Here is a 26,284-nt window from a genome sequence, read left to right on the forward strand (position 1 = left end):
TAAACCCTACAAAACTCTTTTCTTACTGTTTAAGTATACTAAGAGTCTTCACTTGTTTTCCAGACTGTATTTTTAACAAATACATTCCTTCATTTTTCAACATTGCATCATCAATTAAAATAAAGCTTGATGGTGACTGAATGTTTTCCTTATAAATATGCCTACCTAATAAATCATATACCTCTAATCTAATAGCCCCATCTTTTGATAAACTAGAAATATCTATTTTAGTATGTTTTGTAAATGGGTTAGGTATTGCTGAAATAGCTCCACTAGTACTTAACTTATTATAATTGGGACCAACAGCACCATTTCTTGTCACAGTTGTTATGGCTCCATTAGCATTTTTATTATACGCATAATCTGTTATTGTATAGGATAACCCATTACTAGCTACTGATATGCGGAACCAACCGTAATGAGTATTTCCATTAATCTTAAATGTAAAACCTATAAACCCTGTTTTTCCATTCCAAGAAGTATAGCCAGAATCACTTACAATATAACTATTTGAATTTGCTACAAAATTACTTGAACTTCCCACTGAGACACCTTCACCTAAATAAGATGCATTACTACTTGTTCCTTCACAAACAATATTTTTATTATAGGTAACTAATCTCACAGAATTTCCCGTATACCAGGCACCATACCCTGTATCATCACCTGTTTCAATTCTAAAAAACTTCCAAGTATCACTAGAGGTAACCGTTACATCATCCATGTTTACATACACTATATCATCATTTGTATTACAAGGTGCACAAGAACCGCCACAATCTACTCCTGTTTCATCTCCATTTTGAATCCCATCGTTACACGTTGGTGTACTTCCACCACCATCTATAACAATTTTATAATCTTCAACTTCACCGTATCCAAACGATTCACACGAAGTTGCTACTCCATTATATTTCATTGATACTCTCATTCTAGTATTTCCAGAGGTTGCTGAATTAGGCACTGTAAACTGCCCTGTAACTGAAGTATCTTTTGAGGCCGCCTTACTCCATACTTGTTCACCTGCATCTGTAAAATCACCATCTTTATTATAATCAATCCATACACTATATCCTTCAGAATACACAGTACTTCTCCAGCTAGGTGTTATGGTTATTGAATAGTTACTTCCTTTAGATAAACTAGTAGATACCGTAGCTGTATAATCAGCATATCCTCCATTTGAACCAGACGAACTATTATTTATGGTATTTAACTGAACTCTACTGATAAACTCATCATTAATACTTCTACCATTAGAATCACAATAGGTAACTGTTGTATCACATGGTTCACAAGAACCGCCACAATCTACTCCTGTTTCATCTCCATTTTGAATTCCGTCATTACAAGTTGGTCCTCCAGTATCACCACCATCCCAAACTTTACTTCCTGCTCTAATTTTACCACTAGGTTCTGTACTATACGCATAATCCAGCAATGTATAAGAACTTCCATTACTATTTACCCGCACTCTAAACCATCCATAGTTTACTTTGCCTGGGTATAATTGAAATTGAAATCCTATATAAGCTGTTTTCCCATCCCATGCTGTATAATTTGCATCTCGAATTACATGTAAATCAGGATAAGCACCACCTGCAACCCAAGAACTTTGTTGGTTGATCTCAGTATTTAGTGCTAGCGGAATTGGGTTTCTAGTTCCAGATTGACAAACCAATGCTTTTTGATAGGTTTCTAATTTAAGCGCGTTATTTTCAAAGAATGTTCCAAAACCTCTATCATTTTCAGCTCCATTTATTCTAAAAAAAGTCCATGTTTTTCCTGAGTTTGCAGTATAATCATCATTATCAACATATACTACTTTATACGGATCATAAAAACTAAACTCGAAAGCTATCTTATTTGAATTTAAAGCTGCTGTTCCTCCAGATATAGCTGCATTTCTAAATGTAATAGTACCTGTAGCATTATTCGCTTTCGCATGATTTGATGCTTGCCCTGTAAATTTTACACTTAATTTTTGATTGTTCACTACCGTAATTTGTGCTGATATTCCCTGAGGAAGATTGGCATCAAAATGAGTTCCGGCAGATAAGTTTCCAGATCCAACAGCGAAGGTACCTCCTTGTAGTGTAACATTTTTAGCTTCATTAGCAATTGTACCATTATTAATTACTGCCTCTTCTACTGTTGAATTATCTACAACTAAAGACGCACCTGTTAAGTTAACTCCTGTTGCTGTTAAATTAGCAGGCTGCCATAATGGTCTACGTGCAGGATGCTGTAAAGCCGTTAACATTCTACTTATCTGCCCTTGTGTAAACATTTTTCCACAACCAGCAGCTGCATCGTATCCCATGTAGTTCTCATAATTAATTAGATTGCCACAATCACTTGCACCAACAACACACCCATCATCACCCGAATTTGTATCTTCTTTTGGTGTATCATCTACGTAATCTCCATTAGGATCATTACAACCACCTTCAAAAGTGTGTATTAAATTTAACCAGTGCCCAAATTCATGCGTAAATACAGATGCAAATTCTTTATTAGTATTACCATGGATATAACGCCCGTTATAAACAACCCTAGCAGTATTATTATTAGACATTGCCGTATTTGGGTACCAAGCAACTCCTGAGTTAGTTGCTTTTCCGTCTGCATAAAGATCTCCCATAATATATACATTCATATATTTATAGTTATCCCAAGCATCTGCAGCTATTTGCGCATCATACCCTGATCCATTTCCATAGCCTCCTTTTTCTGGATGAAATACCACTCCATTGGTACCTCCTCCATTCGGGTCAATCTTTGCTAAAGCAAATCGAATGCTCAAAGTACCACGTCTTCCTGAAAACACTGGATCCACTGTATTGAAATCATCATTAAGTCCATTAAAATCTTCATTTAGCTTATCTAATGCTACTTTAATTTTATCATAAGTCACAGTCTGTCCATGTTGAACATCACCATATACATGTATCACAACTGGAATTGTATACGTTTCTCCTGCTCTATTAAAAATTGAAGTTTTTTTCTCTCGAGTAACTCTTCTTGAGTACTCGTTAAAATTGTCAAATTCCTTTTTCGATTCTGGGTATTTTAAAAACACCTTTTGATTTTCACTTGTAACCTTACAATCTTGCGCCGATACATCTATAGCTAACAAAACCATCATAAGTAAGAAGGGTAATAGAATAGTTTTTTGTTTCATAATTAGTTGATTTTAAATAGTTTAATCAAACTTACATCTATAAAACAAATTAAATCAATACAATACTAACTAAAATAAATAAAAAATTAACCATTAGCATTTTATTAACTTTTGGTTTAAGTTTTATTCAATTAATTAACATTATAATTAAAAAATCAAACAAAAAAGAAGATAGTTATAAAGTGACTAAAGCTACCCAATAAAACAAATACATGAAAAATAGCATGGTTATATTTTATCTTTTTAATAGAATAAAAAATAGCCCCAATTGTGTAAAAAACACCTCCTAAAATTAAAAACCACAAACCTTCACTAACTAAGTTATTTGCCAATGGTTTTATAAAAAAAACAACTTGCCACCCCATTAACACATATAAAAATGTAGACAACTTATCATACTTTCCTGTAAAAAATAATTTTAAGACAACACCTGTAAAAGCAAATACCCAAACAAAAATAAACATGGGAACACCAATACTTTTAGGTAAGACAACCAAACAAAAAGGAGAATAACTTCCGGCGATTAATACATATATGGCTGCATGATCAAAAATATTTAACTTTCTTCTTAGTATAGGCTCTTTTGCTGCATGATAAAAGGTAGAAGCCGCGTACAAAACAATTAACCCTAAACCAAAAAGAATAAAACTAATACTCTTAAAAAATGAGTCAAACTGAAAAGCTTTATAAAGTAAAAAAGGAAAAGCTATGCAACTTAAGAAAAGGCCAATACCATGTGTTATAACATTTAACTTTTCTTCTTTTTCACTATAGCGGTGATTTAAATTCTCGGTCATTATTAGGTCTATTTGTATCTTCCATATACAACAAATCTTTAGTTAATTCGTCATAAATAACTGAATAAGCTTCCTCTTTCAATTGATCTTTATCTTCCAAAACAAGCCCATCGGTTTCTATAAATTTACATTGTTTTACTCTAAAAACACCTGGCCCGCCTTTAAAAAAATCCCAAGAAAAAAAACGTTTGCAATCATAATAAATTTGAGGAACCAGTGGGATTTGATATTCTATTGCCAAGTTAAACGCCCCACTTTTAAAAGGTGCTAATGCAACATTTTCAGTGGGTACCAATCCTTCTGGGAAAATACCTACACTAGTACCATTTTGCAATCTCTTTTTTGCCATTTCATACACTCTTTTTCTACTTCTCTCCGAACCTCTATCAACCATTATTACTACTTTTTTATAGAAAAAACCAAATACAGGTATTTTTACCAGTTCTTTCTTACCAACAAAAACGATTGGGTTTTTACTCATTATAATCATTACCCAAGGATCTAATAAAGAAGCATGATTTGCAATAAACATATAGCTTTTGTCACTTTCAATAGTTTCTTCTCTTTCAATTTTCAACCGAAACCCCATTCCATAAACTAACAAAAACGACCAAGCTCGCATCATTTTCCAAAAAGTAGGGTAATATTTTTCAGAAGAAGTTAATATTAGTAAAAAAGGGAGCATGATAATTATTGAGCTGAACATTAAAACGTAAAACCATACTCTCCAAACCAATAAAAATGGTACTTTAAGATACTTCATATTTTGCTAAAGTAGTAATTTCTTTTGTTTGAAAAATTTAAACCTTACTTTTGCTAGCTACATTAGGTTTATACACCTAATTTAAGAGTAATTTATTATTTATAACAATACCAAATGTCAAGAATTTTAACTGGAGTACAAAGTACTGGAACACCACACTTAGGTAATTTATTAGGCGCAATTTTACCTGCTATTGAAATGGCTAATAACCCTAATAATGAATCGTTTTTATTTATTGCTGACATGCACTCTTTAACGCAAATTAAAGACGGTAAGCAATTACGTGAAAATACTTATAGTACGGCTGCTACTTGGCTTGCTTGTGGTATAGATATTAGTAAAACTGTATTTTATCGTCAAAGCGATATTCCAGAAGTAACTGAATTATCATGGTATTTAAGCTGTTTTTTTCCATACCAACGTCTAACATTAGCACATAGTTTTAAAGATAAAGCTGATAGATTAGCTGATGTTAATAGTGGATTATTTACATACCCCATGTTAATGGCCGCAGATATTTTATTATATGATGCTGAAATTGTACCTGTTGGTAAAGATCAATTACAACATTTAGAAATGTCTCGTGATGTTGCTAACAGATTAAATAACATTGTTGGCGATACGTTAGTTCCTCCACAGGCTAAAATTAGTGAAGAAACTAAATTAATTCCAGGTACTGACGGACAAAAAATGAGTAAATCAAGAGATAATATAATTAATATCTTTTTACCAGATAAAAAATTACGCAAACAAATTATGGGTATCCAAACGGATAGTACTCCTTTAGAGGAACCTAAAAACCCAGACACTGATAATGTTTTCGCCATCTATAAATTATTAGCTACTGATGAACAAATAACTGAAATGCGTTCTAATTATGAAGGAGGTAATTATGGTTACGGACATGCTAAACAAGCATTATACGAATTAATTATTGACAAATTTGCCGATATTCGTTCTAAGTACAACCATTATATGGAAAATAGAAATGAGATTGATGAAGCTTTAGCTGTAGGTGCTGAAAAAGCTAGAACAGTAGCAAAAGATGTTTTACAACGTGTTCGTGAAAAAATTGGCTATTAATGAAATCTTTTATTATTTCATTAACACTAATAGTTAGTTTGTTTTTGTCTTGTTCTAGACCAAAACAAATAACACAAACTGTTGAGGCTTCTTGTGGACAATGTCAATTTGATTTAAAAACTCAAAAAGGTTGTGACTTAGCCGTTAAAATTAACGGGAAAGCTTATTTTGTTGAAGGAGCACATATAGATGATTATGGAGATGCTCATGATGAAAATATTGGTTTTTGTAATGTTGTACGTAAAGCAAAAGTTACAGGTAAAATAAGCAGCAATAAATTTCTAATAAACTCATTTGAAATAATAAACTAAAGTTTTATTAAATATATAACAAAAACCGATGAAAGTTTTTCATTGGTTTTTTATATTTGTCAAAAATTTAAAAAATTCTAATATGAAAAATTGCATACTTTACTTAGCACTTTTTATTTATTCTTTTAACTCATTTGCTCAAAACACTTTTAAAAAGGGATATTTTATTAGTAATAATAACCAACGTACTGAATGTTTAATTGAAGATTTAGACTGGATGAACAATCCTAGTAAATTCAATTATAAATTAAATGACAGCTCAGACAAAAAGAACAAAGGCATTAGAAACATTAAAGAGTTTGGTATTTACAACATTTCTAAATATGTGAGAAAAAAGGTAAATATTGATCGTTCAAGTAGTAACATAAACAAACTAAGTAATGAAAGAGCTCCTGCTTTCAAAGAAGAAACTCTTTTTTTAAAAGTTTTAATTGAAGGTAAAGCTAATTTATACTCATACCAACATGATAACTTGCGACGATTCTTTTACTCAGTAAATAACACGGACACAAAACAACTTATTTATAAAAAATTCAAAGTAAAAGAATATAGTGTAGCTGTTAATGAACGTTACAAGCAACAACTTTTAAAAGAAGTTATTTGTGAAAATAAAACTTTTAATGTAAAAAAATTACATTATACTACAAGTAGTTTAAGTAAGTTTTTTATTAAATACAATCAGTGCCATAATGCTTTGACTACTTCTTTGATAAAAAAAAGAAAAGCTAAAAACTCTTTTAACCTTTCAATTAAAGCTGGATTTAGTACTTCTTCTTTAGATGCTGACAACAATATTTCTAATGACAGAAATACTAATTTTGGAAGTAAAAATGGCTTTCGTGCTGGAATTGAACTAGAGTACATTTTACCTTTTAATAACGACAAATGGGGTATATATACGAAGCCTACTTATCAATCATTTAAAGCTAGTAAACAAAAGAGCTCTGATTTTGTAGTTGGTGGACTTTTTAAAGCTGATGCTGATTACAGCTCTATTGAATTCCCCCTTGGTTTAAGGCATTATTTCTTTTTAAATAAAAAATCAAAATTATTTGCACAAGTAGCATATGTATTTGACTTTCCTTTTAGTTCTAATATTGACATTAAAAGAAATGATAATTCAATTTTAAGTGATCTTGATATTAACTCCGAAAACAATTTAGCTTTTGGGGTTGGATACAAATATGATAAGTATAGTATTGAACTGGAGTTTCAAGAAAATAGAGACATATTGGGAGACTATGTTTATTGGCAGGGTAATTATCAATCATTCAATATAACTTTAGGATATACACTATTTTAAACAACACATAGTACAGCATAAAAAAAGCCGATGAAAGTTTTCATCGGCTTTTTTATGTTTTGTTTTGATTGCAATTAAGGTGCTGGATTTGGTATTAGGCTATGAACCGCCTCAATTTCTTGTAAAATCTCCTCCGACAATTCAATGTTAATAGAATCAATATTTTCTTTTAACTGCTCCATCTTTGTTGCTCCAATAATATTACTAGTTACAAAAGGCAACTGATTTATATAAGCTAAAGACAATTGCGTTAATGTTAATCCATGTTTTTGAGCAATAGCTAAATATTCTTCAACTGCTTTTTCTGAACTCCCTGTTTTGTATCTAGCTATGAAACGCGGAAATAAAGTACCTCTTGCTCCATCAGGCTGACCGCCTTTTAAGTATTTACCAGACAACACCCCTTGAGCTAATGGAGAGTAAGCTAAAAGACCAATGTCTTCACGTAAAGAAACTTCTGACATTCCATATTCATACGAACGATGAATTAAAGAATATGAATTTTGAATAGTTAACGGTCTTGGTAAATTATGATTTTTAGCTGTTTCTAAATACTTCATAGTTCCCCATGGTGTTTCATTAGATAACCCTATATGCTTTATTTTACCTTCTTTTATAAAATCATTTAATGTTTCTAAAATTTCTAAATGATTCTCAGCTTCTTCTGTCGCTGTTTTATAAGGATAGTCTCTAACTCCAAAACAGTTTACTCCTCTAGATGGCCAATGTAACTGGTATAAATCAATATAATCTGTTTGCAAACGCTGTAAACTCCCTTCTATAGCTTCTTTAATAGCACGTTTACTAAAACCATCTTTTCTAATATGCGCTGTATAATCCCCTGCTCCAGCTATTTTAGATGCCAAAACTACCTTATCCCTATTTCCAGTTTTTTTAAACCAAGTTCCTATTATTTTTTCAGTTGCACCATAGGTTTCAGCAGTAGCAGGAACTGCGTATAATTCAGCAGTATCAAAAAAATTAACTCCTTTTTCTAAGGCGTAGTCCATTTGTTCATGTCCTTCTGCTTCTGTATTTTGATTTCCCCAGGTCATAGTTCCTAAGCAAATTTTAGAAACTTTAATATCTGTATTGGGTAAGGTTGTATATTTCATGTATTAATTAATCTGTTTTTATTTGTTAACTGTACTTGTTAAAATAGCTTCAATTCCTGGTAATGTTTTTCCTTCTAAACTTTCTAACATAGCACCTCCACCGGTAGATACGTAACTTACTTTATTTGCAAAGCCAAATTGTTTTACAGCAGCTACAGAGTCACCACCACCTACTAACGAGAAAGCTCCATTTTTTGTTGCTTCAGCAATTGCATTTCCTAATTCCACTGTTCCTTTAGCAAAATTTTCCATTTCAAAAACACCTAAAGGACCATTCCACAAAATGGTTTTTGACTCTGCTAGTACTTTTGCAAAATTCTCTGAAGTTTTTGGTCCAACATCTAAGCCCATCCACCCATCAGGGATTTCTTTTGTATCTACCGTTTGTGTATTTGCATCATTTGCAAAATTATCAGCTATAACAGCGTCTACTGGTAAATGTATTTCTGTATTATGCTCTTTAGCTTTTGCTAAAATATCTAAAGCTAAATCTAACTTATCTTCTTCCACTAGGGAATTTCCTATCTTTCCTCCCAAAGCCTTTACAAAAGTAAACGTCATACCACCACCAATAATAATATGATCTACTTTTTCAATAATATTTTCAACAATTCCTATTTTAGAAGATACTTTTGCGCCTCCTAAAATAGCCGTTACTGGTTTTTCTGAATTATTTAAAACCTTATCAATACTTTCTATTTCTTGAGCTAATAAATTACCAAAACATTTATCTTCTGAGAAAAACTGCGCTATTACTGCTGTAGAAGCATGTGCTCTGTGCGCTGTACCAAATGCATCATTTACATAGATATCTCCCCATTTAGAAAGTTGTTCTGCAAAAGCTACATCTCCTGCTTTTTCTTCTCCATAAAAACGAAGATTTTCTAATAATAAAATTTCGCCTGCTTTTAAATTCGTTACTGCTTCTGCTACTTTTTCTCCAATGCAATCTTCAACAAAAGTTACTTTCACTCCTAAAACTTCAGTAACCTTATCTACAATATGACGTAAGGAATACTTCTCTTCTACACCTTTTGGACGTCCTAAATGCGACATTAAAATACAACTTCCTCCATCTTCTAAAATTTTAATTATAGTTGGTTTAGCTGCTTGAATTCTTGTAGCATCTGTTACCTCAAAAGCCTCATTTAAAGGTACGTTAAAGTCAACTCTAATTAAAGCTCTCTTTTTTTCAAAATTATAATTGCTTAGTGTTTTCATGTGTTGTGTTGTATTTCTAATAGTGTTGTTGTGTTTCTAAATTTTTTACAAACAAAAATAACTATTTAAAACTATATGTCAACAGCTTCATTTTTCATAACAAACTTATATATTTGTTAAAGTTTATGAGTACTATCTCTGTTGAAATATTATCTGAAAAATTAAACTTACAAACCTGTTATGATTTTGTAACTGATGCTTCTTGTGGAGGTATTGCTGTTTTTATAGGTACGGTAAGAAATGCTACTAGCAACAAAGAAGTTAGACAGTTAGACTTCTCTACTTACAAACCTATGGCAATCAAAGAAATGCAAAAAATAGCCGAAACAGCAATACGTCAATTTGCTATCAAAAAAATAGCTATTCATCATGCAGAAGGTTTGCTAAAAATAGGTGATATTCCAGTAATTATAACGGTTTCTGCTCCGCATAGAAAGGCTGCTTTTGATGCCTGTCAATATGCAATTGACACGTTAAAAGAAACAGTTCCTATTTGGAAGAAAGAGTATTTTACAGATGGAGAAGTATGGGTAAACGCACATCCATAATGGGGCATTAGCTCAGCTGGCTAGAGCGCTACACTGGCAGTGTAGAGGTCATCGGTTCGACTCCGATATGCTCCACAAAAAACTTTGTAACCCCATAAACAAAGAGGCTGTTTTTAAACTACCATAGTAGTTATTAATTCAAACAAAGATTAAACATGATTACTTACACCTCTACACAAACTGAAAAAGAATTACTTCAAATTATTGAATTACAAAAGAGCAATCTTCCTACTAATTTAACTGAAGAAGAAAAGAAAACACAAGGTTTTGTAACTGTACAACATGACTTAACAATATTATCAAAAATGCACGAGGTGCACCCTCATATAATAGCTAAGGAAAATGATACTCTTGCTGGCTATGCTTTGTCAATGTCTAAAAGTTTTAGAGAAGAGATTCCAATATTAGCACCTATGTTTACTGAAATTGACAAATCTAACAGAGCTAATGATAATTATCTAGTTATGGGACAAGTTTGTGTTGCTAAGGGTTTTCGTGGTCAAGGTGTTTTTAGAGGTTTGTACACCCATATGGCAAAAGTATTTTTTGAAACTTTCGATTGTATTATAACGGAGATTAATGCTAAAAACACTCGTTCAATTAACGCACATAGTAGTATTGGTTTTAACGAATTAATCCGCTACGATTTTGAAGGTGAAACTTGGGTTGTGGTATTTATGAATATATAACTCTCGGTTTAGAATTGAATTTTAAATATTGTGTTTTGATATTAAATTTCTTTTAACGTCGAATTAGTTACTCTGGAACATACTTGATTGTTATTTGGAATTAGAGCTCTCGAATGAGAAATCAAACCTATACAATCAAATTCTTGATTATTTGCACCAACTTATTCACTACAAAACATGCTATTAATAATACGGTTCCGATTATATTTGGTAAAACACCACCAAATGAAAATAACATTCCCAATACAAAACCTAACAAATATTCTAGAAAATGTACTGGTTTAAAAATAGCTATGACAATAGGTAAGAGAATAAAATATCTTAAAATATGCTCTAAATTAAACTCCCATAGTAATGAGATGATGACACCAAATACAAATCCACCTAGTAAACGTCTTAAAAACTGACTATCATTTATTTCAAAGATTTTTCCTTTTCTCTCCCGACTGTTAATAGATAAGGTTACTATCGCTAGCAACGAAACCGTCAGAAGTCCCCACCAATTTGAAAAGCTTGGCAAATCTTCTCTAGCTAATAGATAATGAGTTATAACTCCTCCGCTATAATATTCACGTAAAATAAGTAAGAGTGTAAAAATAAAAGTTGCTAGGACAAACTTTACTTTTCCTGTAAAAATAGATTTAGTTTTCATTATTAAGTTATTATTAGTCAATTAGTTTAACTGAAGACGAACCTCTTTAAACTTTGTTACAGAGAACAATAACTAACCTAAATCTTTTCTTAACTATCCAAAATTAAGGAATACTAATCAGCTGAGTAATTAAAAAAGTTACTTCTTTTAATATTTTAAATCTGTAGGTTCTACAAAAGAGACCTCAGGATTGTATAATTCTTTTAATACCTCTTTTATTTCTGTCATAAACTCTTCCAAACGTTCTTCTGAAATAGTGTTATCTGGATTACGATAATTGGAAGAGAAATTCATTTTTAAAAACCCTTTTCTTAAATTTTTAAAAGAAAAGATTCCCGCTTCCATAGGTTTACCTAATGTTTCTTTTTTATTTTGAGTATATAAAAACGCATATAGCATTACCTGAATTGCCTTATGGTATTTTAATTCTCTTACATCTTCAAAATCTAACACCTTTAAGTTTGCTTCTTCTACTTTTCCTGTTTTATAATCTATAATTCTAAGTACACCATTCAATTCATCTATTCTATCTACCTGCCCATGTATTTTAATTGGAAAATCTATCCCTTCAACTGCTATAGTAGCTGCTAATGTTTGTTCTGTTGCTATTATTTTTAGTTGATTTGCTTCGTCGTTTAACAATTCTTTCTCTTGTTTTAAGAAATTAATTACAAAACGATTGGCTACTTCAAATATCAAGCGATTCTTCCCTGTACTTATATCTCCATTTTTAAAATGTTTGGAAAAATAATACACTATCAATTCTTTTGTTTTCTGTTGCATTTCAGTTATAGTTGCCACAGATAAAAATTTCCCTTCAAAAGGTTTATACAATGCTTCTAAAGTATCATGTACTACAGTACCCATGGTATTTGCTGCTACCGTTTCTTCCACCTCTTCAAACTCTTTGATCTTTAAAACCTTTTGTTTGTAAAACGCTATTGGATTGTATAAATAGTTAGTTAAAGCAGAAGGTGAAATACCTTTGGTAGCCAGCTCTTTTAATCGCAATAAAACCCGATTGTTTTTAGCAATCACTTTAGGTTCTTCTGTATCATTCACCAACTCAGGAACTATAATCTCTTCTTTTATATCATTTCGCATCATCTCCAACTGTGTAATAAACCTACTTTTTTCTCCACTACCAAACACATCATGTTCTGTATTATACAATATGTATATATTTTTAGCTCTTTGCAATAATCTAAAAAAGTGATATGCAAACAGGGCGTCTTTTTCCTTATAAGTAGGCAATCCAAATTCTATTTTTACATCAAAAGGTATGAATGAGTTTTGTTGGTGATTTCCGGGTAATATCCCTTCATTTACTGAGGTAATAATTACATTTTCAAAATCTAACACACGGGTTTCTAAAACTCCCATTAACTGTAACCCTTGTAAAGGTTCTCCTTGAAACGATAGACTTTCTGACTGAATGAGTTGCTTAAAAAACTGTTGTAGTGTTTTTAAATCTTGTATATAATTAAAGGTTTCTTGTAAATTTTGTAACTGTACTAACGCTGTGTAAAAACGAAATAAATATTCTTTCTCTAACTCATTTGCTGTATCTTTTACTAGATCAATTATATTTAAAATACGCTTTAAAAAATCTTCAATTGTACTAAATGGATTGAATAAAGCGATTATTGTATTTCGTATAGGCTCTTCTATTTCATTTAAAAAAGAAGTTATTTTTTTCTGACTTACAAAAGTGGTGTTACTTACTACTATCACCTCAGCAATGGTGTCTGATAAATTACCCTTTTCTAATACTAGCAACTTATATATGGATGGATTTTTTAATAGAATAATTACGTCTTTATAATAAAACAGTCCTTTTGTTACTTTCTGCAATTTTTCCTGATTTAGAAAAAGTTGAAAAATAGCTAACAATAAACTAGTGGTTGGTACATCTTTTAACGGATATCCCATAGTAATGTTAACGGCATTTACATTTTTAGGTAACGAATTTAAGGTAATGGGCAGTAATGATTCATCTGCTAATACTAATGCTGTATTGTTATATGCTGAAAACTTAGAGAGAATTTCTCCTGCATATTTTATTTGCGTAATGTTTTTAGAAGCTCCAATAACCTCTATATGTTTACTTCCTGCAAAATGATTGGCTACTGTTTCTATAGGGTTTTGTTGATAATGCTTCCAAGTAGTTTTATACTTTCTAATAAAACTTCCTGCTTGATGTGTGCTCTCATAAAATGTTTTATCTATATCCCAGTATACTTTAGTATTTCCTACGGCAAGCATTTTTTGAAATAAAAATTCTTCCGCCGCATTTAAGGCATTAAACCCTATAAAAAAGTATTTTTTGCCTTCTTCTTTCTCAGCAAAAGTTGCTATTTCCTTTACCGCTTCTCTATATATAACACCTTGGTATCCTATTTTTCGATCTACTAAAAAAGTATAGAATAAATCATAGAGTTTGTGCAGTTTTTCCATAAACGCAAAATGATCTTTCATTAATTCTGTTTCTTCAAAAGTTCCGGAAACTGACCATTTTCGCAATCGATGAATATCTCTTAAGTATAAGAATATTTCACGTGCGTTTATTAAATGCTGATCTATTTCATTAAAGTCTTGCAATACGGTAAATGCCCATGAAGAAAATACATCAAAAGTATCGGGCTTTGCTTCTTCCTTATAAATAGCATAGAAATAAAACAATAGTTGAACGGAATCTACCTTTCTAATCCCTGATACTTCTTCTATAAAATCACCAATATTGCTTATTTTGGGTAAAAAGCCTACCGAAATTTTATCTTTCAACGCTTGCTTTACAAATACTCCTGCCCTTTGAGAAGGCAATACAAATACTACATTTTCAAAAGATTTGGTGGTTTTTAAAATATCATCTAAGGTATCGGAAATAAAGGACTGCATTGCTCAACTATATACAAGGCAAAGTACAATTTTTATCTTATTTTTGAGAAGCCGAAATTTTTTATTGTAAACAATCTTTAGTAGGCTTATTGAAATTTTTATTAAACAAATGACTAGTAAACTTCACATCGCTTTAATTCAATCGGATTTAGTTTGGGAAAACCCTGAAGCTAATAGACTTGCTTTTTCAGAAAAAATAAATGATTTACCTAAAAACACTGATCTTATTATTCTTCCTGAAATGTTTACCACTGGGTTTACCATGAACGCCCATCCGTATGCAGAAACTATGCAAGGTGAAACGGTCACTTGGATGCAACAACTTGCACAACAAAAAAATGCTGCCATAGTTGGAAGCACTATCATAAAAGAAGAGGTTGAAAATGAGGTAAATTATTTTAATCGATTGCTTTTTGTACATCCTACTGGGGATATTGAGTTTTATGACAAGAAACATACTTTTACACTAGCTAACGAACATACCGTTTATACTGCTGGTACAAAAAAGATTCATATTGACTATAAAGGATGGAAAATTTGTCCGCTAATTTGTTATGACCTTCGTTTTCCTGCTTGGGCTAGAAATACAGATTATTACGATGTATTACTGTATGTAGCTAGCTGGCCTAAACCTAGAATTAATGCTTGGGATGCTTTATTAAAAGCCAGAGCTATTGAAAACATGAGTTATACCATAGGCGTGAATCGTGTAGGAACAGATGGTCTTAATTTTGAGTACTCAGGAAATTCTGTTGTATATGATACCTTAGGCAATTGTTTAGCTAAAAAAGACAACGGTGAAGACACTGTTTTAATGGTTGAAATAGATAAAGAGCAACAAGAAACCTTAAGAACTAAGTTTTCTTTTTTAGAAGATCGAGATTTATTTATTATTCAGTAAACTACCTCGGAGCATTTAATAAAACTATAAATTTAATTTTGAAGCAAACTTTGAGTTATAAAACCTTTTCCAATAAAAAAGGAACGTAATTAAACGCTCCTTCTCCAATTCAAATATCCTGTGTTTACACACACTTTTTAAATAGAAAACTAATTCTTTATTCTTTTATAAACTTTGCTATTATGTTTTGGTTGTTGTCTGTATTTATCTTTATAACGTAAATTCCTACAGGTAATTGCGATACGTCTATATATTTTTCAAATATGTTTACTTTTTGTATTATTCTTCCAGTTATATCATACACCTGTACTGAAAAATCGTTAAACGATGTGTTTTGCGAAGCATATAATTTATCTGCAACTGGGTTAGGATATACATATATATTTGATGTTTCTAATACAGATTCTTCTACATTTAACACACCTCCACATGCATTAGGAATTGTATAGGTTGGTGCCTCTTTAGTATTGTACACTACATTTTCATAATACTTTGTTATTTTATTGGCCATCCAACCATCATCATCACCATTTGTTCCAATAGCTGCAACGCCTGTAGTTGAACCGCCACCCCAAAGAATTGAAAAGACTTTCATATCTGCTAAACGTTGTAGGTTAGATTTACTCCAATCGTAGTTACCATCTTTAGCTAATAATTCTCCTACTGAACTTGCATTATAGTGTCCTGAAGTAAGCGGAATATTACGTACGTCTGCATGAATATTATTTAAGTTGGTTCCTATTCTATCATCTCCTAAAAAGTAAGGAGCTGCTGCTGAAGAATGTCTTGGAATACTATAATTGGTAATTGTTTCGTCGTTCGTTACCATATGTCCAGCAGGAATTTGCCATAACATAATAGGCATGTCTCCTATTCTTTCTGCTATTTCTTTACAAAACACTAAATACTTATCCCAATGTTTTGCTGTCCATGCATAATTCAATACAGCATCAGGACCAAAGCAGTCTCTTTCATACCTATCAAAAGCTATAAAATCTGGTTTCCATTCTCCAGTATATAATTCTAATGAATTGATAAAGTTAGCTACTTCTATTGCTTCACTTACTGCATCATTGGCTTCATTCGCATTTTCAAACACCCATAATGCTGATCCAGCTGCCCATACATTTTCTTGGTATCCAAAAGGTATTTTACATTCTCCAACATGTTTTATGGTATAGTTTATTGATTGGAAGTACCCTTTTAAATCATCTGTAAATGTTGGTATTTCGCTAATATTTATATTTTCATCTTTAAAAGCTTTTGCTATATCCTCATTTACATCAATTTGCATTGTAGTAATATCATGGTCATTTCCAAATACTACATCTTGCTGAATAGCTCCAATTAAATCTGGGCTGATTACAAAAGCACCTGGATTTGGATGCTCTGCATCTTCATAACTTAATATGGTTTTAATCTCTTGAATTAAGTTACGGTAATGGTAATAAAGATTTTCATTTTCATCTATATCTTTAATTGCTTCTAAAGAACCTCCTCCACTGGCGTTAGCCGTATAATGCACCATTACTGGTAATATTTTTCTACCTGGTTGCTTTTTCTCTAATCGTCTAGCTTGTTCAATCGTATTTTTTGCTGGTATCATTGATGGAATTTTACCTCTATCTCCAGCTCCATCTATTCCTGAATATTTAAACAATACATCTAATGGTGATTTAAAGTTTCCATCAATTGATTCAGAAGCACTTGTAATAGTCCCTTGGGCTAAATACTCAGGAAAACCTTTTACTGTAAATGGAAATAAATCACTAGCTGTATATGTTACCTCTAAACTACTAGCATTCCCTACTGTTAATGTTTCGGTATACTGTGGCGTGTATAATGAGTTATTTTCCGCCACTCTATTTAAGGTTACAGTATATTCTCCTTTTAATACATTTTCTATAGTAGTACTACCATTAGTTATGGTGCTATTATACGTAATGCTATGGTTTGTTTTGTTTTTTAATGTAATAGGGGCTGCTACACCATTTGGCAATCCTGATACTGTTACAGTAACCGATGCTACATCTGCGGCAGATTTAGTAAAAGCAACAGTAACGTTTTTATTGCTTGTACTTGGTGTAAATGATAAAGGGCTAGCTTCTGTGTACTGACTGGTGTAATATGAATTACCTGACACAAAATCAGTTGCCCAAATAGCATACTCTTGGTTTACTCTTAATGGCTTTTCTAATGAACTATTTGTTTTTAATTGTCCTGATATATCCGTTACTTTATTCTTATAAACAATGGTTACCATTTCTCCATCGTTTCCACTTACACTGGCGTTTACCGTAACAAATAGTAACGGCACTTCGCTTTCTGGGTAAAAACGCATGTCATTAGCAATGCTTTCAAAACTACCACTATCTACTGCTTTTAAGTTTAAACTTAAATTCAAGGTTTCATTAGTTGCTAAAATATTATCTACCCAGTCTTCCGTGGTTAAACTTAACAATGCTGAATTAATGGTTTGCTCTCCTTGTGCTTTGTGATCTATAGATACTTCTGGAAATGTAGCATTACTATTGGTATTTACGCTCCTATATACGGCTGCATGTGATGATAAAAAACGAATTACGGAGTTACGGATATCTAAATCCGTTGTTCCTGTGTTTTTTAATACTACATCTAAATATACATCACCCCAGTTTTGAGGTGTAAATGTCATTCCTAATTCGTAAGTATTAGTACCTACAGTGTGTGTTTTGGTAAAAGATTGACCATAACCAATCATAGCCATTAGCATGGCCATACAAAAATAAATGTGTTTCATGAATAAAGGGGTTGTGTTTGAGTTTAGTATTTATTTGTCATTTAATATATTTAACCGTCCTATTTTAAAATGTCTTTGTTATGAGGACGATAACAGACAGATATTCTTTTTATTGTACATTAATAGTTAATATTTTTATTAGCTATATTTTATTAACTAATATCTTGCATAAACTACCATACCTTACTTTAAATCAGTTATTTTTAAGGTTTATTTGCCTAGTTTAAAACCACTCACCTACACTTTTAATACCATTCAACTATAGATTACTACCATTAAACGGGTTTTAATCTATTAACTTTTAACATCGTAATATCTTGCGCTACGAAAAATAGGTTTCCTTTTTAAATAAATTAGGATAAAAAATAGATGATTATTAGTTAACTACCTTACTCTAACTATTAAGAATTTCTTTAGTCCCCCCGACTAGAATTAGTAATAATGATCATTCATTTAAAAATCACATTGTTTCAGTGTGATTTTTTTTGTTTCTATAAATACCTAGCATTAAAAACTATATAAGGTATGAAGCAATCTCTTGGTTCAGGTTGAAGACGGAAGGTGGAAATGGCTTTTAGTTTTTAGCTATTGGCTGTTGGCTCCTCATACTCAGTGCTCAGTGCTCAATACTCAATACTCAATACTCAATACTCAATACTCAATACTCAATACTAATAATAAACACTTATAACTAAATACATATTATTAACTAAAAGATTACTTCACTTCGCTTAGGCTACGTTCGTAATGACGATAACAAACAAAATTTTATCACGTCATTGCGATGCAGTGTTAACGGAAGAAGCAATCTCTAAGTCTTGACAAACAGATTACTTCACTTCGTAAGTTCTTTATTACACTAATAAAAACGGAGTTATTTCATTCTTTCTCTTGCTACTTCTGGGTTCCTTCGAGTATGCAAAACACCAAAAACAATAATTCTCTTTTTATCTTCTTCCAACAAATAAAATATAGCATACGGAAAACGTGGTGTTAAAGATTGACGTAAATCTTTATACTTTTTCTGATAATGTGATGGATATTCTTTTATATAAGCAAACTCCTTATTAATTTCAGACTTAAACTCCTCTCCTAATCCTTCTTTTTGTTCATTATACCATTGTTTTGCTTTTTGCAAATCTTGATAAACAACAGGAAGCAACTTTATAACATAACTCACGCTACCAGTTATCTTTTATATCTTCCCAGTCTAATAAATCCGATGAGTTGTTTTTATAACTTTCTATACGTTTGTCTAGCTCTTGCTTATTTATTGAAGATATTTCTTGATGTTGTTCTTTTTCTTTTTTTAAAACACGTTCCAAAGCATCCATAATCGTTTCTTTATCAACGTTTATAAGCTCTTGTATAAAATGGTATTTTCTTGAAGATAAATCCATAATTTTCTTGTGGTTATTATTACAAATGTACAATTTCTATTCCATATTTAATTAACTAAAAGGACAATACAAAGCATTTAAAGAGTTTTGGTTGTTGGCTCTTAGCTTTTGGCAATCAGCTCTGTTAGCAGTTAGCTCTTCATACTCAATACTCAGTACTCAGTACTAAACACTTATAACTAAATACAGATTATTGACTAAAAGATTACTTCACTTCGCTTAGGCTACGTTCGTAATGACGATAACAAACAAAATTTTATCACGTCATTGCGATGCAGTGTTAACGGAAGAAGCAATCTCTAAGTCTTGACAAACAGGTTACTTCACTACGCAAAGGCTACGTTCGTAATGACCATAAATTTAAAATGTGGCTAAACTCTTAGTTTTTAGCTGTTGGCAGTTAGCTCCTCATACTCAATACTCAATACTCAATACTAACAATAAACACTTAGCTTTAAAAACTATATGAGATACGAAGCAAATTCTTTGTTTACAACTCAAAAGTTAAAGTATATACTTTTTTTCTAACCAAAAACCACGCTATACTATTATTTACCGTATAACGTGGCTTGTATTCTAAACTCAGCTTAAACGCCACTAGCTATAAAAGCTAGCGGGAGCCGTTACGCATACTAGGAGTATCAAGGAATCAAGAATTGTATTAATTCAGTTTCCAATAGGTTTCAAAATTTATCCCTTTCCAATTTTTATTTATCATTTTTTTTACATAATCTATTTCAGCTTTATGAAGCTTTAAATTAACATCTCCAATACAAGAGTTAAGTTTTAAAAAATCAACATTTAAATCAATACTAAAATGATTAAAATAATCAGCTAATAGCCTTATTTTGATATAATATGTAAAGATTAAGAGTAACTCATCTTCATCCCATTTTTTACCATATGAAGTAATATTAATAATTTTTTCATAATCTTTAGTTAGATTACTATTTATGTCTGAAAAGTTAAGTTCACTAAAAAAGTTAAGTGGAGCTATTTTTTCATTCTCCTTATCGAGAAGGAATATTTCAGACAGTAAACAAGCTGCATTATAGTGCCATCCCTTAGATATTAATTCTTCAACTTCTTTTATATTTTGTTTAAAAGTCATAAAATTTTATTTTTTAATTGGTAATGTAATTCCTTTGTTAGATAAATATTTACCATCAACTTCCATATGAGTGTAAATTCTATTTCCTGATTTACTTCCTGAGGTAAACATATATTTATCATTACCTGTAGGTGTTACATAATTTATTTTTGTTTTTCCATCATGTGTTACTTTAAATGACCATTTAGAACTTTTAGTATGTTCTAAAGCTGAATTATAATATTTATTTGCATCACCACCACCAAATTCGCTGTGTCTTTTTGCATGGTCTTTCAAGTCTCCAAATTCAGGGTCATTCTTTACTTTACCTCTTCTATCTAGATTTGTTGCTTTTTTCGATGAACTAGAAGCCCCCCTCTATTAAACTTAGTCCCATCAGCTTGCATGTTATTTTTACTATTATTAACCCAAGCTGAACCTACTACTTTTTCTGCTACACCAGCTACAGTTAAACTTGCACTAGCAGCAAAACCGGGTGCAGTACCTACAGAAAGTGTTCCTCCACTACCAACTGTAACTGATGTTGTTGCTGCCATTCCTGTACCACCAGCACCTATATCAAATGTTCCTTTTAGTTGTAAAAATGTACCCCCTACTTGTGATACTGCATGTGCTGACTGAACACCTGTACCATAGGAAGCGCTACCTGTGTCTAAAGTATTTCCAAAAGTATTATCAACCATTGTTGCTACAAAACCTATTAAGGAATCACAACACATTGCAACCTGATTTCCATCTGGGTCAATATAATAAACAGGATTGTTAAGCGTGTATGTGTATAAGGATTGATTGTAATATTTCTCTGCCATAGCATCAGGTGTAAACCATCTACCTGTAGCAGGGTCGTAAAATCTTGCCCCATAATCATACATGTTAATTCCTAACTCATCTTGTAATTCTTTACCATTGTACTTGTACTTCTGTGCTTTTGAGCTACCTAACGAAGATACTTTATTATTATACCCCTTATGCTTCAACCCAAAAGGGTAATAATTTGATTCTTCTATAATTTCAGTACGAGCTAATTTACTGCATTTTCCAATTCTGGATTAAAATTAATTATTCTCTCATCACGCATGATTTCCTTTAATATATCTTTATTTTTAGAAGAAATGCTCCAAAAATATGAATCAAATACTTCAACTTCTAAATCTAGGTTTTTAAGGATATTAGATACTATAAAAAAACCATTCTCAGTTTGATTAATAAATTTTGCAAACTTTATGAAATCATTGTATTCCACACGTATGTACTCAGAGTTTTCATTCTCTAAAAAATCAATAATTCTAGGGTTAATATTTTTCCAATTATCTTTCACTCCATTATATTCGTATTGATATATTTTAAATATTAAGTTATCATCTTTAAAAACTTTACTAAAAATATATGTTAAATCAATTAATTCAAAGTCAGATTTTAAGGAAGCTGTCGAAAAAAAAAGTTTCATCATTTTAGTTGTATTTTTCTTGTTTTTGTCTTTTGTATTGACCATTTTCAGTTTTATGATAATTATGAGTGTGAGGATTACTATGATTTTTGGATCTACCATGATCTGTATAATCTATTTGTTTTCTCACATTACCTTTTGAGTCTATAGTTCTTCTTGTTGAATAAGTTCCTACTCCTTTATTTGAACTTTTTTTATTCCCTAGTTGAGTGTGTGTGGTTCCTTTTGCTTCAGGATCAACCATAGGTCTACCTGTTTTGGGGTCATTTTTAATCGCTCTATTTGGGGTATATTTATTTGAAGAAGCGTTAGATGTAGTTGTCGTATTATTAGATGAACTAGAACCACCCCCTCTATTAAACTTAGTCCCATCAGCTTGCATGTTATTTTTACTATTATTAACCCAAGCTGAACCTACTACTTTTTCTGCTACACCAGCTACAGTTAAACTTGCACTAGCAGCAAAACCGGGTGCAGTACCTACAGAAAGTGTTCCTCCACTACCAACTGTAACTGATGTTGTTGCTGCCATTCCTGTACCACCAGCACCTATATCAAATGTTCCTTTTAGTTGTAAAAATGTACCCCCTACTTGTGATACTGCGTGTGCTGACTGAACACCTGTACCATAGGAAGCGCTACCTGTGTCTAAAGTATTTCTTAAATTACTTCCAAAAGTATTATCAACCATTGTTGCTACAAAACCTATTAAGGAATCACAACACATTGCAACCTGATTTCCATCAGGGTCAATATAATAAACAGGATTGTTAAGCGTGTATGTGTATAAGGATTGATTGTAATACTTTTCTGCCATAGCATCAGGCGTAAACCATCTACCTGTAGCAGGGTCGTAAAATCTTGCCCCATAATCATACATGTTAATTCCTAACTCATCTTGTAATTCTTTACCATTGTACTTGTACTTCTGTGCTTTTGAGCTACCTAACGAAGATACTTTATTATTATACCCCTTATGCTTCAATCCAAAAGGATAGTAATTTGATTCTTCTATAATTTCAGTACTAGGTGAGATAGAGCCATTTTTATCATTATCTGTATAAGATAACCTAACATTCCCAATATGGTCTTTATAATGATATACATAATTATATGTACCGCCATCATTTTTTACATAGCCTTCTGAATGGCTAAAATACTCTAATTTAATTGAACCAACTTTAGGAAAGTAATCATATATATAATTTCCTGCATATTGTGTTATCTTTCTTGCATTATTAGACACTACTTGTTTTTCTAACTTAACACCATTGGCATCATATATATACACTACTTCTTCTCGTCTTGGTATTTTAGCTATACTAGTAGGTTTATTTAAATAATTATATTGTATTAGATTAATTCCTTTATTTTGGTCTGCTTTTAATAATCCATTAGAATCATATGCATAATCGTTACCTATGCTAGCTCCATCTTTAAATCCATTGGCTTTATGAGAACTGTGCGCACGGTCTGTCACTTTCTGTAGTTTATTACCATTATCATAGCTATAACTAAGATTGTCCATTAACTGGCTGTTCCCACTAGCGTCTCGATAGTTTCTTTTTAACTGGGTAAGGTTTCCGTTTTTGTCATACAAAATGTTAAATACACTAAAATTATGTGTTTCTCCAACAGCATCATAATTGGCAAAAGTTATTCTATTTAAGGCATCATAGCCATATTTATAACTCCTTGATTTATTATCATTTGCGGTACGCCAATTTGCTTGTGCTATGTTTCCATTATATAAACGCTTACTCACGTCTGTTACATCATTGTATTGTAGGCTAAAGTTAAATAAATCATTGTCATTGTAGGTGTCTTCGTTTATCTTTTTTAGCCACCCACGTACATTATACGCATAATCTACTTTTTGTAACCCTTTACTATTGTCTACAATCTTAAAATCTTTGATTTGTCCACCTGTATGATACATAGAAATATCTCCTAGCAAACTTCCTGTAGATGGCGTTTGTGAGGTATAAAAAATTTCATTGTTCTTTTTATAATAGATTGTATTTCCAATACGCTCTACTCTAAATACATCCCCTAGCTTATAGGTTGTTTTTTGTCCTTTTGGTTTTCCTTTTTCATAAATATGAACAGTATTTGAATTTCTAATATAAATTGCGTACTTAATTGTATTATAATGTGCATTGGTATTTACATTAGATAACCCTACCATATAATATTTATTAACTTGAGTAGCTGAAAACTCTACATAACCATCTTGATTAAAACTTCCTGAAGTAGCTAAACCAACTGCCCATACAGAACCGCTAGCTTTTGTTATTACATCTTTATCAATACTAATACCACTGGTTACATCTTTGTAACCTGCTCTTGTTCCGTTTCCTGTTAATTTACTTTCTAACTGCCCTAATTCGTCGTAATTGTTTTTTACAATTCGTTCTGATAGTTGGTTTTCTATTTTTTGCGTATGACTAATTAATCGGTCTCTATGGTCGTATTCAAAACGGTCAAAAATGGTCAAGTTTGGTTTTCCTTGCTTTTCATGGATATGTTTAGTTAATAATACTTTTCCTGTAAAATCTAACTTATCTAGCTTCCAGTCTCCAGATTTCAGATATGTATTTTTAACATACACGCCCCAAACTCTTCCTTTATCATCATAATAACTAGCTGTAGTAACCCAATCATTTGCATTAGTACCTAATACACGTACTCTTGAAACCGTAGGTAAACTTTTTACATTTGCAGTAAAACGCATTCCTTCCCAAACTGGAGCTTCCATGGTAGCAGGGTTAAACCATATTTGATTACCTATCTCATAATCATCATAATAGTTAACGGTTAGTATTTTTATAGCTGTAGGGTAGTTATTATTTGTATAATAAAGCCCTAAAGAACTTTCAGTACTTTGCCTCGTTTCGTATTGCTCAGTTGCTAAATTATTAGTTGCTTTTATATGCTTTTGCATATCAACTCTACTTCTAGAATCAGAAAACTCTCCTGTATAAATTTCTCTTCCTAAAATATCATATTTAGTAAATAACCATTTTCTTCTACTGTATAAATTAGCGTCTTGTGTTAAAATAGGTCTATCTAATTTGTCATACACAATATACTCCCATCCTTTTCCGGGTATCTTCTTTTCTACCAAACGGTTTCGTTGGTCGTACCTATATTGGTAACACAGTTCAGTTAACTCACTAGGTGAAACGCCATCATTAGTTGTTACTTTTGGTGGAATTACATAGGTTAAATTCCCAAAATCATCATATACATAATAGGTCTCATGGGCTTGACTAGCATTGTACGTACGTTTTAAAACCACCTGACCTCGCTTATTTTTAAACTCTTGTGTAGTATGGTTATTGCCGTCTGATGCCAACCAATTCTCATCTTTAGTTACAGTTTTGGTTAATTTTCCAGCTTTGTAAAAACCACTATTACTGGCTCTTACTTTTAAAGTTGGGGTATAAGTATTGTTAGCAAAACTGGTGGTTACATAATAATTACGTACCTCTGTATTATGGTTGGTAGCATATTCAAACTTAATACTATGGCTATTGTTAGTATAGCCTTTAGCAGAGTAGGAACTTCCTTTTTTCCAATCCTTTCCTGGAGCAGTTTGTTCAAAAACCCTATTTAATGGTGAATTTTCCAACACCTTTTCTGAATAGGCATTGACATTAGGTATAGAAACGCCTGCAAAATCATTGGCATATTTTGTTTTATAATAGGTATTGATAGTGTTTGCTACATCACCTGTTCTTATCTCCGTATTAGTAGCTGAGGCATAGGGTAAGTATTCTTTGGTTTGACGCCCAAAATTATCATATTCAAAATGTGTAACAATATCTTTAGGACTGATTAATCCTCCGCCTGCTTGCAAATTCACACTTTGTTTAGCACGCCCTAAACCATCAATATATTGAATGGTAGTACTTACATCTTCTTTATTATTTCCTGCAACTACGCTAGTTCTTCCTTTTTTATAGGTTTTACTAACCACATAGTTTTCCGTTTGTGTTTGGGCTTGTAATGCCATGGTTAGCATAGCGCATCCTGCAACTAAACCTGCTTTTATTTTGTTAATAAATTTCCTTTTCATT

Annotated in this window: 21 protein-coding genes and 1 tRNA gene; 7 read left to right on the forward strand and 15 right to left on the reverse strand. The window is 31.8% G+C overall.

Annotated features, from left to right (window positions below; translation table 11 throughout):
• Nucleotides 1-22: 22 nt before the first annotated feature.
• From ABNT65_RS13585 to ABNT65_RS13595, 3 genes are all read right to left on the reverse strand, one after another.
• The gene (locus tag ABNT65_RS13585) at nt 23-3,184 is read right to left on the reverse strand and encodes a M43 family zinc metalloprotease (protein WP_348746062.1); all 3,162 of its coding nucleotides are present in this window, start codon (nt 3,182-3,184) and stop codon (nt 23-25) included.
• Nucleotides 3,185-3,339: 155 nt separating this feature from the next.
• Entirely contained in the window at nt 3,340-3,981 is a 642-nt protein-coding gene (gene trhA / locus ABNT65_RS13590; RefSeq protein ID WP_348746063.1) for a PAQR family membrane homeostasis protein TrhA, read from the reverse strand.
• Entirely contained in the window at nt 3,953-4,744 is a 792-nt protein-coding gene (locus tag ABNT65_RS13595) for a lysophospholipid acyltransferase family protein (RefSeq protein ID WP_348739702.1), read from the reverse strand. Before ABNT65_RS13595 ends, trhA begins: the two co-directional genes overlap by 29 nt.
• Nucleotides 4,745-4,858: 114 nt before the next feature.
• Between ABNT65_RS13595 and trpS the strand changes: the two genes are divergently transcribed.
• From trpS to ABNT65_RS13610, 3 genes are all read left to right on the forward strand, one after another.
• The gene (gene trpS, locus ABNT65_RS13600) at nt 4,859-5,827 is read left to right on the forward strand and encodes a tryptophan--tRNA ligase (protein ID WP_348703387.1); all 969 of its coding nucleotides are present in this window, start codon (nt 4,859-4,861) and stop codon (nt 5,825-5,827) included.
• On the forward strand, nt 5,827-6,138 hold the full coding sequence (locus ABNT65_RS13605) for a DUF6370 family protein (protein ID WP_348746064.1): 312 nt from the start codon (nt 5,827-5,829) through the stop codon (nt 6,136-6,138). The genes trpS and ABNT65_RS13605 overlap by 1 nt, the downstream gene beginning before the upstream one ends.
• Before the next feature lie 82 nt (nt 6,139-6,220).
• The gene (locus ABNT65_RS13610; RefSeq protein ID WP_348746065.1) at nt 6,221-7,441 is read left to right on the forward strand and encodes a tRNA modification GTPase; all 1,221 of its coding nucleotides are present in this window, start codon (nt 6,221-6,223) and stop codon (nt 7,439-7,441) included.
• Nucleotides 7,442-7,515: 74 nt separating this feature from the next.
• On the opposite strand, the gene ABNT65_RS13615 is transcribed toward ABNT65_RS13610, so the two are convergent.
• Together ABNT65_RS13615 and ABNT65_RS13620 are read right to left on the reverse strand one after the other, a co-directional pair.
• Nucleotides 7,516-8,556: an NADP(H)-dependent aldo-keto reductase gene (locus tag ABNT65_RS13615; RefSeq protein WP_348703382.1), complete on the reverse strand. Its 1,041-nt coding sequence runs from the start codon at nt 8,554-8,556 to the stop codon at nt 7,516-7,518.
• An 18-nt stretch (nt 8,557-8,574) separates the two neighbouring features.
• Nucleotides 8,575-9,777 (reverse strand): phosphoglycerate kinase, encoded by a 1,203-nt coding sequence (locus ABNT65_RS13620; RefSeq protein ID WP_348746066.1) that lies wholly within the window; start codon nt 9,775-9,777, stop codon nt 8,575-8,577.
• A gap of 125 nt (nt 9,778-9,902) precedes the next feature.
• On the opposite strand from ABNT65_RS13620, the gene ABNT65_RS13625 reads away from it, so the two are divergent.
• The 3 genes from ABNT65_RS13625 (at nt 9,903) to ABNT65_RS13635 (ending at nt 11,014) form a co-directional block, all read left to right on the forward strand.
• Nucleotides 9,903-10,325 (forward strand): molybdenum cofactor biosynthesis protein MoaE, encoded by a 423-nt coding sequence (locus ABNT65_RS13625; RefSeq protein ID WP_348746067.1) that lies wholly within the window; start codon nt 9,903-9,905, stop codon nt 10,323-10,325.
• A 1-nt stretch (nt 10,326) separates the two neighbouring features.
• Nucleotides 10,327-10,400 (forward strand) — tRNA-Ala (locus ABNT65_RS13630).
• Between the two features lie 80 nt (nt 10,401-10,480).
• Nucleotides 10,481-11,014 (forward strand): GNAT family N-acetyltransferase, encoded by a 534-nt coding sequence (locus ABNT65_RS13635; protein WP_348746068.1) that lies wholly within the window; start codon nt 10,481-10,483, stop codon nt 11,012-11,014.
• Nucleotides 11,015-11,141: 127 nt separating this feature from the next.
• On the opposite strand, the gene ABNT65_RS13640 is transcribed toward ABNT65_RS13635, so the two are convergent.
• Nucleotides 11,142-11,666, reverse strand: a complete 525-nt coding sequence (locus ABNT65_RS13640; RefSeq protein ID WP_348746069.1) for a hypothetical protein — start codon at nt 11,664-11,666, stop codon at nt 11,142-11,144.
• 147 nt (nt 11,667-11,813) lie between these two features.
• On the reverse strand, nt 11,814-14,564 hold the full coding sequence (locus ABNT65_RS13645) for a PD-(D/E)XK nuclease family protein (protein WP_348746070.1): 2,751 nt from the start codon (nt 14,562-14,564) through the stop codon (nt 11,814-11,816).
• Nucleotides 14,565-14,673: 109 nt separating this feature from the next.
• Between ABNT65_RS13645 and ABNT65_RS13650 the strand changes: the two genes are divergently transcribed.
• The gene (locus ABNT65_RS13650; protein ID WP_348746071.1) at nt 14,674-15,465 is read left to right on the forward strand and encodes an amidohydrolase; all 792 of its coding nucleotides are present in this window, start codon (nt 14,674-14,676) and stop codon (nt 15,463-15,465) included.
• A 157-nt stretch (nt 15,466-15,622) separates the two neighbouring features.
• Here ABNT65_RS13650 and ABNT65_RS13655 read toward each other — a convergent pair whose 3' ends face one another.
• The 8 genes from ABNT65_RS13655 to ABNT65_RS13690 form a co-directional block, all read right to left on the reverse strand.
• A complete protein-coding gene (locus ABNT65_RS13655; RefSeq protein ID WP_348746072.1) occupies nt 15,623-18,244 on the reverse strand; it encodes a T9SS type A sorting domain-containing protein in 2,622 nt (873 codons plus the stop codon).
• Between the two features lie 874 nt (nt 18,245-19,118).
• Entirely contained in the window at nt 19,119-19,424 is a 306-nt protein-coding gene (locus ABNT65_RS13660; protein WP_348746073.1) for a type II toxin-antitoxin system RelE/ParE family toxin, read from the reverse strand.
• Nucleotide 19,425: 1 nt separating this feature from the next.
• Nucleotides 19,426-19,644 carry an addiction module protein gene (locus ABNT65_RS13665; protein ID WP_348746074.1) on the reverse strand — a complete coding sequence of 73 codons (219 nt, stop codon included), beginning with the start codon at nt 19,642-19,644 and terminating at the stop codon, nt 19,426-19,428.
• A gap of 661 nt (nt 19,645-20,305) precedes the next feature.
• Nucleotides 20,306-20,755 (reverse strand): hypothetical protein, encoded by a 450-nt coding sequence (locus ABNT65_RS13670; RefSeq protein WP_348746075.1) that lies wholly within the window; start codon nt 20,753-20,755, stop codon nt 20,306-20,308.
• Between the two features lie 6 nt (nt 20,756-20,761).
• A complete protein-coding gene (locus ABNT65_RS13675) occupies nt 20,762-21,031 on the reverse strand; it encodes a hypothetical protein (protein ID WP_348746076.1) in 270 nt (89 codons plus the stop codon).
• A 41-nt stretch (nt 21,032-21,072) separates the two neighbouring features.
• Nucleotides 21,073-21,798, reverse strand: coding sequence for an RHS repeat-associated core domain-containing protein (locus tag ABNT65_RS13680; protein WP_348747832.1), 726 nt, complete (start codon nt 21,796-21,798; stop codon nt 21,073-21,075).
• The gene (locus ABNT65_RS13685) at nt 21,777-22,205 is read right to left on the reverse strand and encodes a hypothetical protein (RefSeq protein ID WP_348746077.1); all 429 of its coding nucleotides are present in this window, start codon (nt 22,203-22,205) and stop codon (nt 21,777-21,779) included. Before ABNT65_RS13685 ends, ABNT65_RS13680 begins: the two co-directional genes overlap by 22 nt.
• A gap of 1 nt (nt 22,206) precedes the next feature.
• On the reverse strand, nt 22,207-26,283 hold the full coding sequence (locus tag ABNT65_RS13690; protein WP_348746078.1) for a DUF6443 domain-containing protein: 4,077 nt from the start codon (nt 26,281-26,283) through the stop codon (nt 22,207-22,209).
• Nucleotide 26,284: the final 1 nt, after the last annotated feature.

Origin of the sequence: Tenacibaculum sp. 190524A02b, from assembly GCF_964036645.1 — a bacterium.
Classification (GTDB): Bacteria; Bacteroidota; Bacteroidia; order Flavobacteriales; family Flavobacteriaceae; genus Polaribacter; species Polaribacter vairaonense.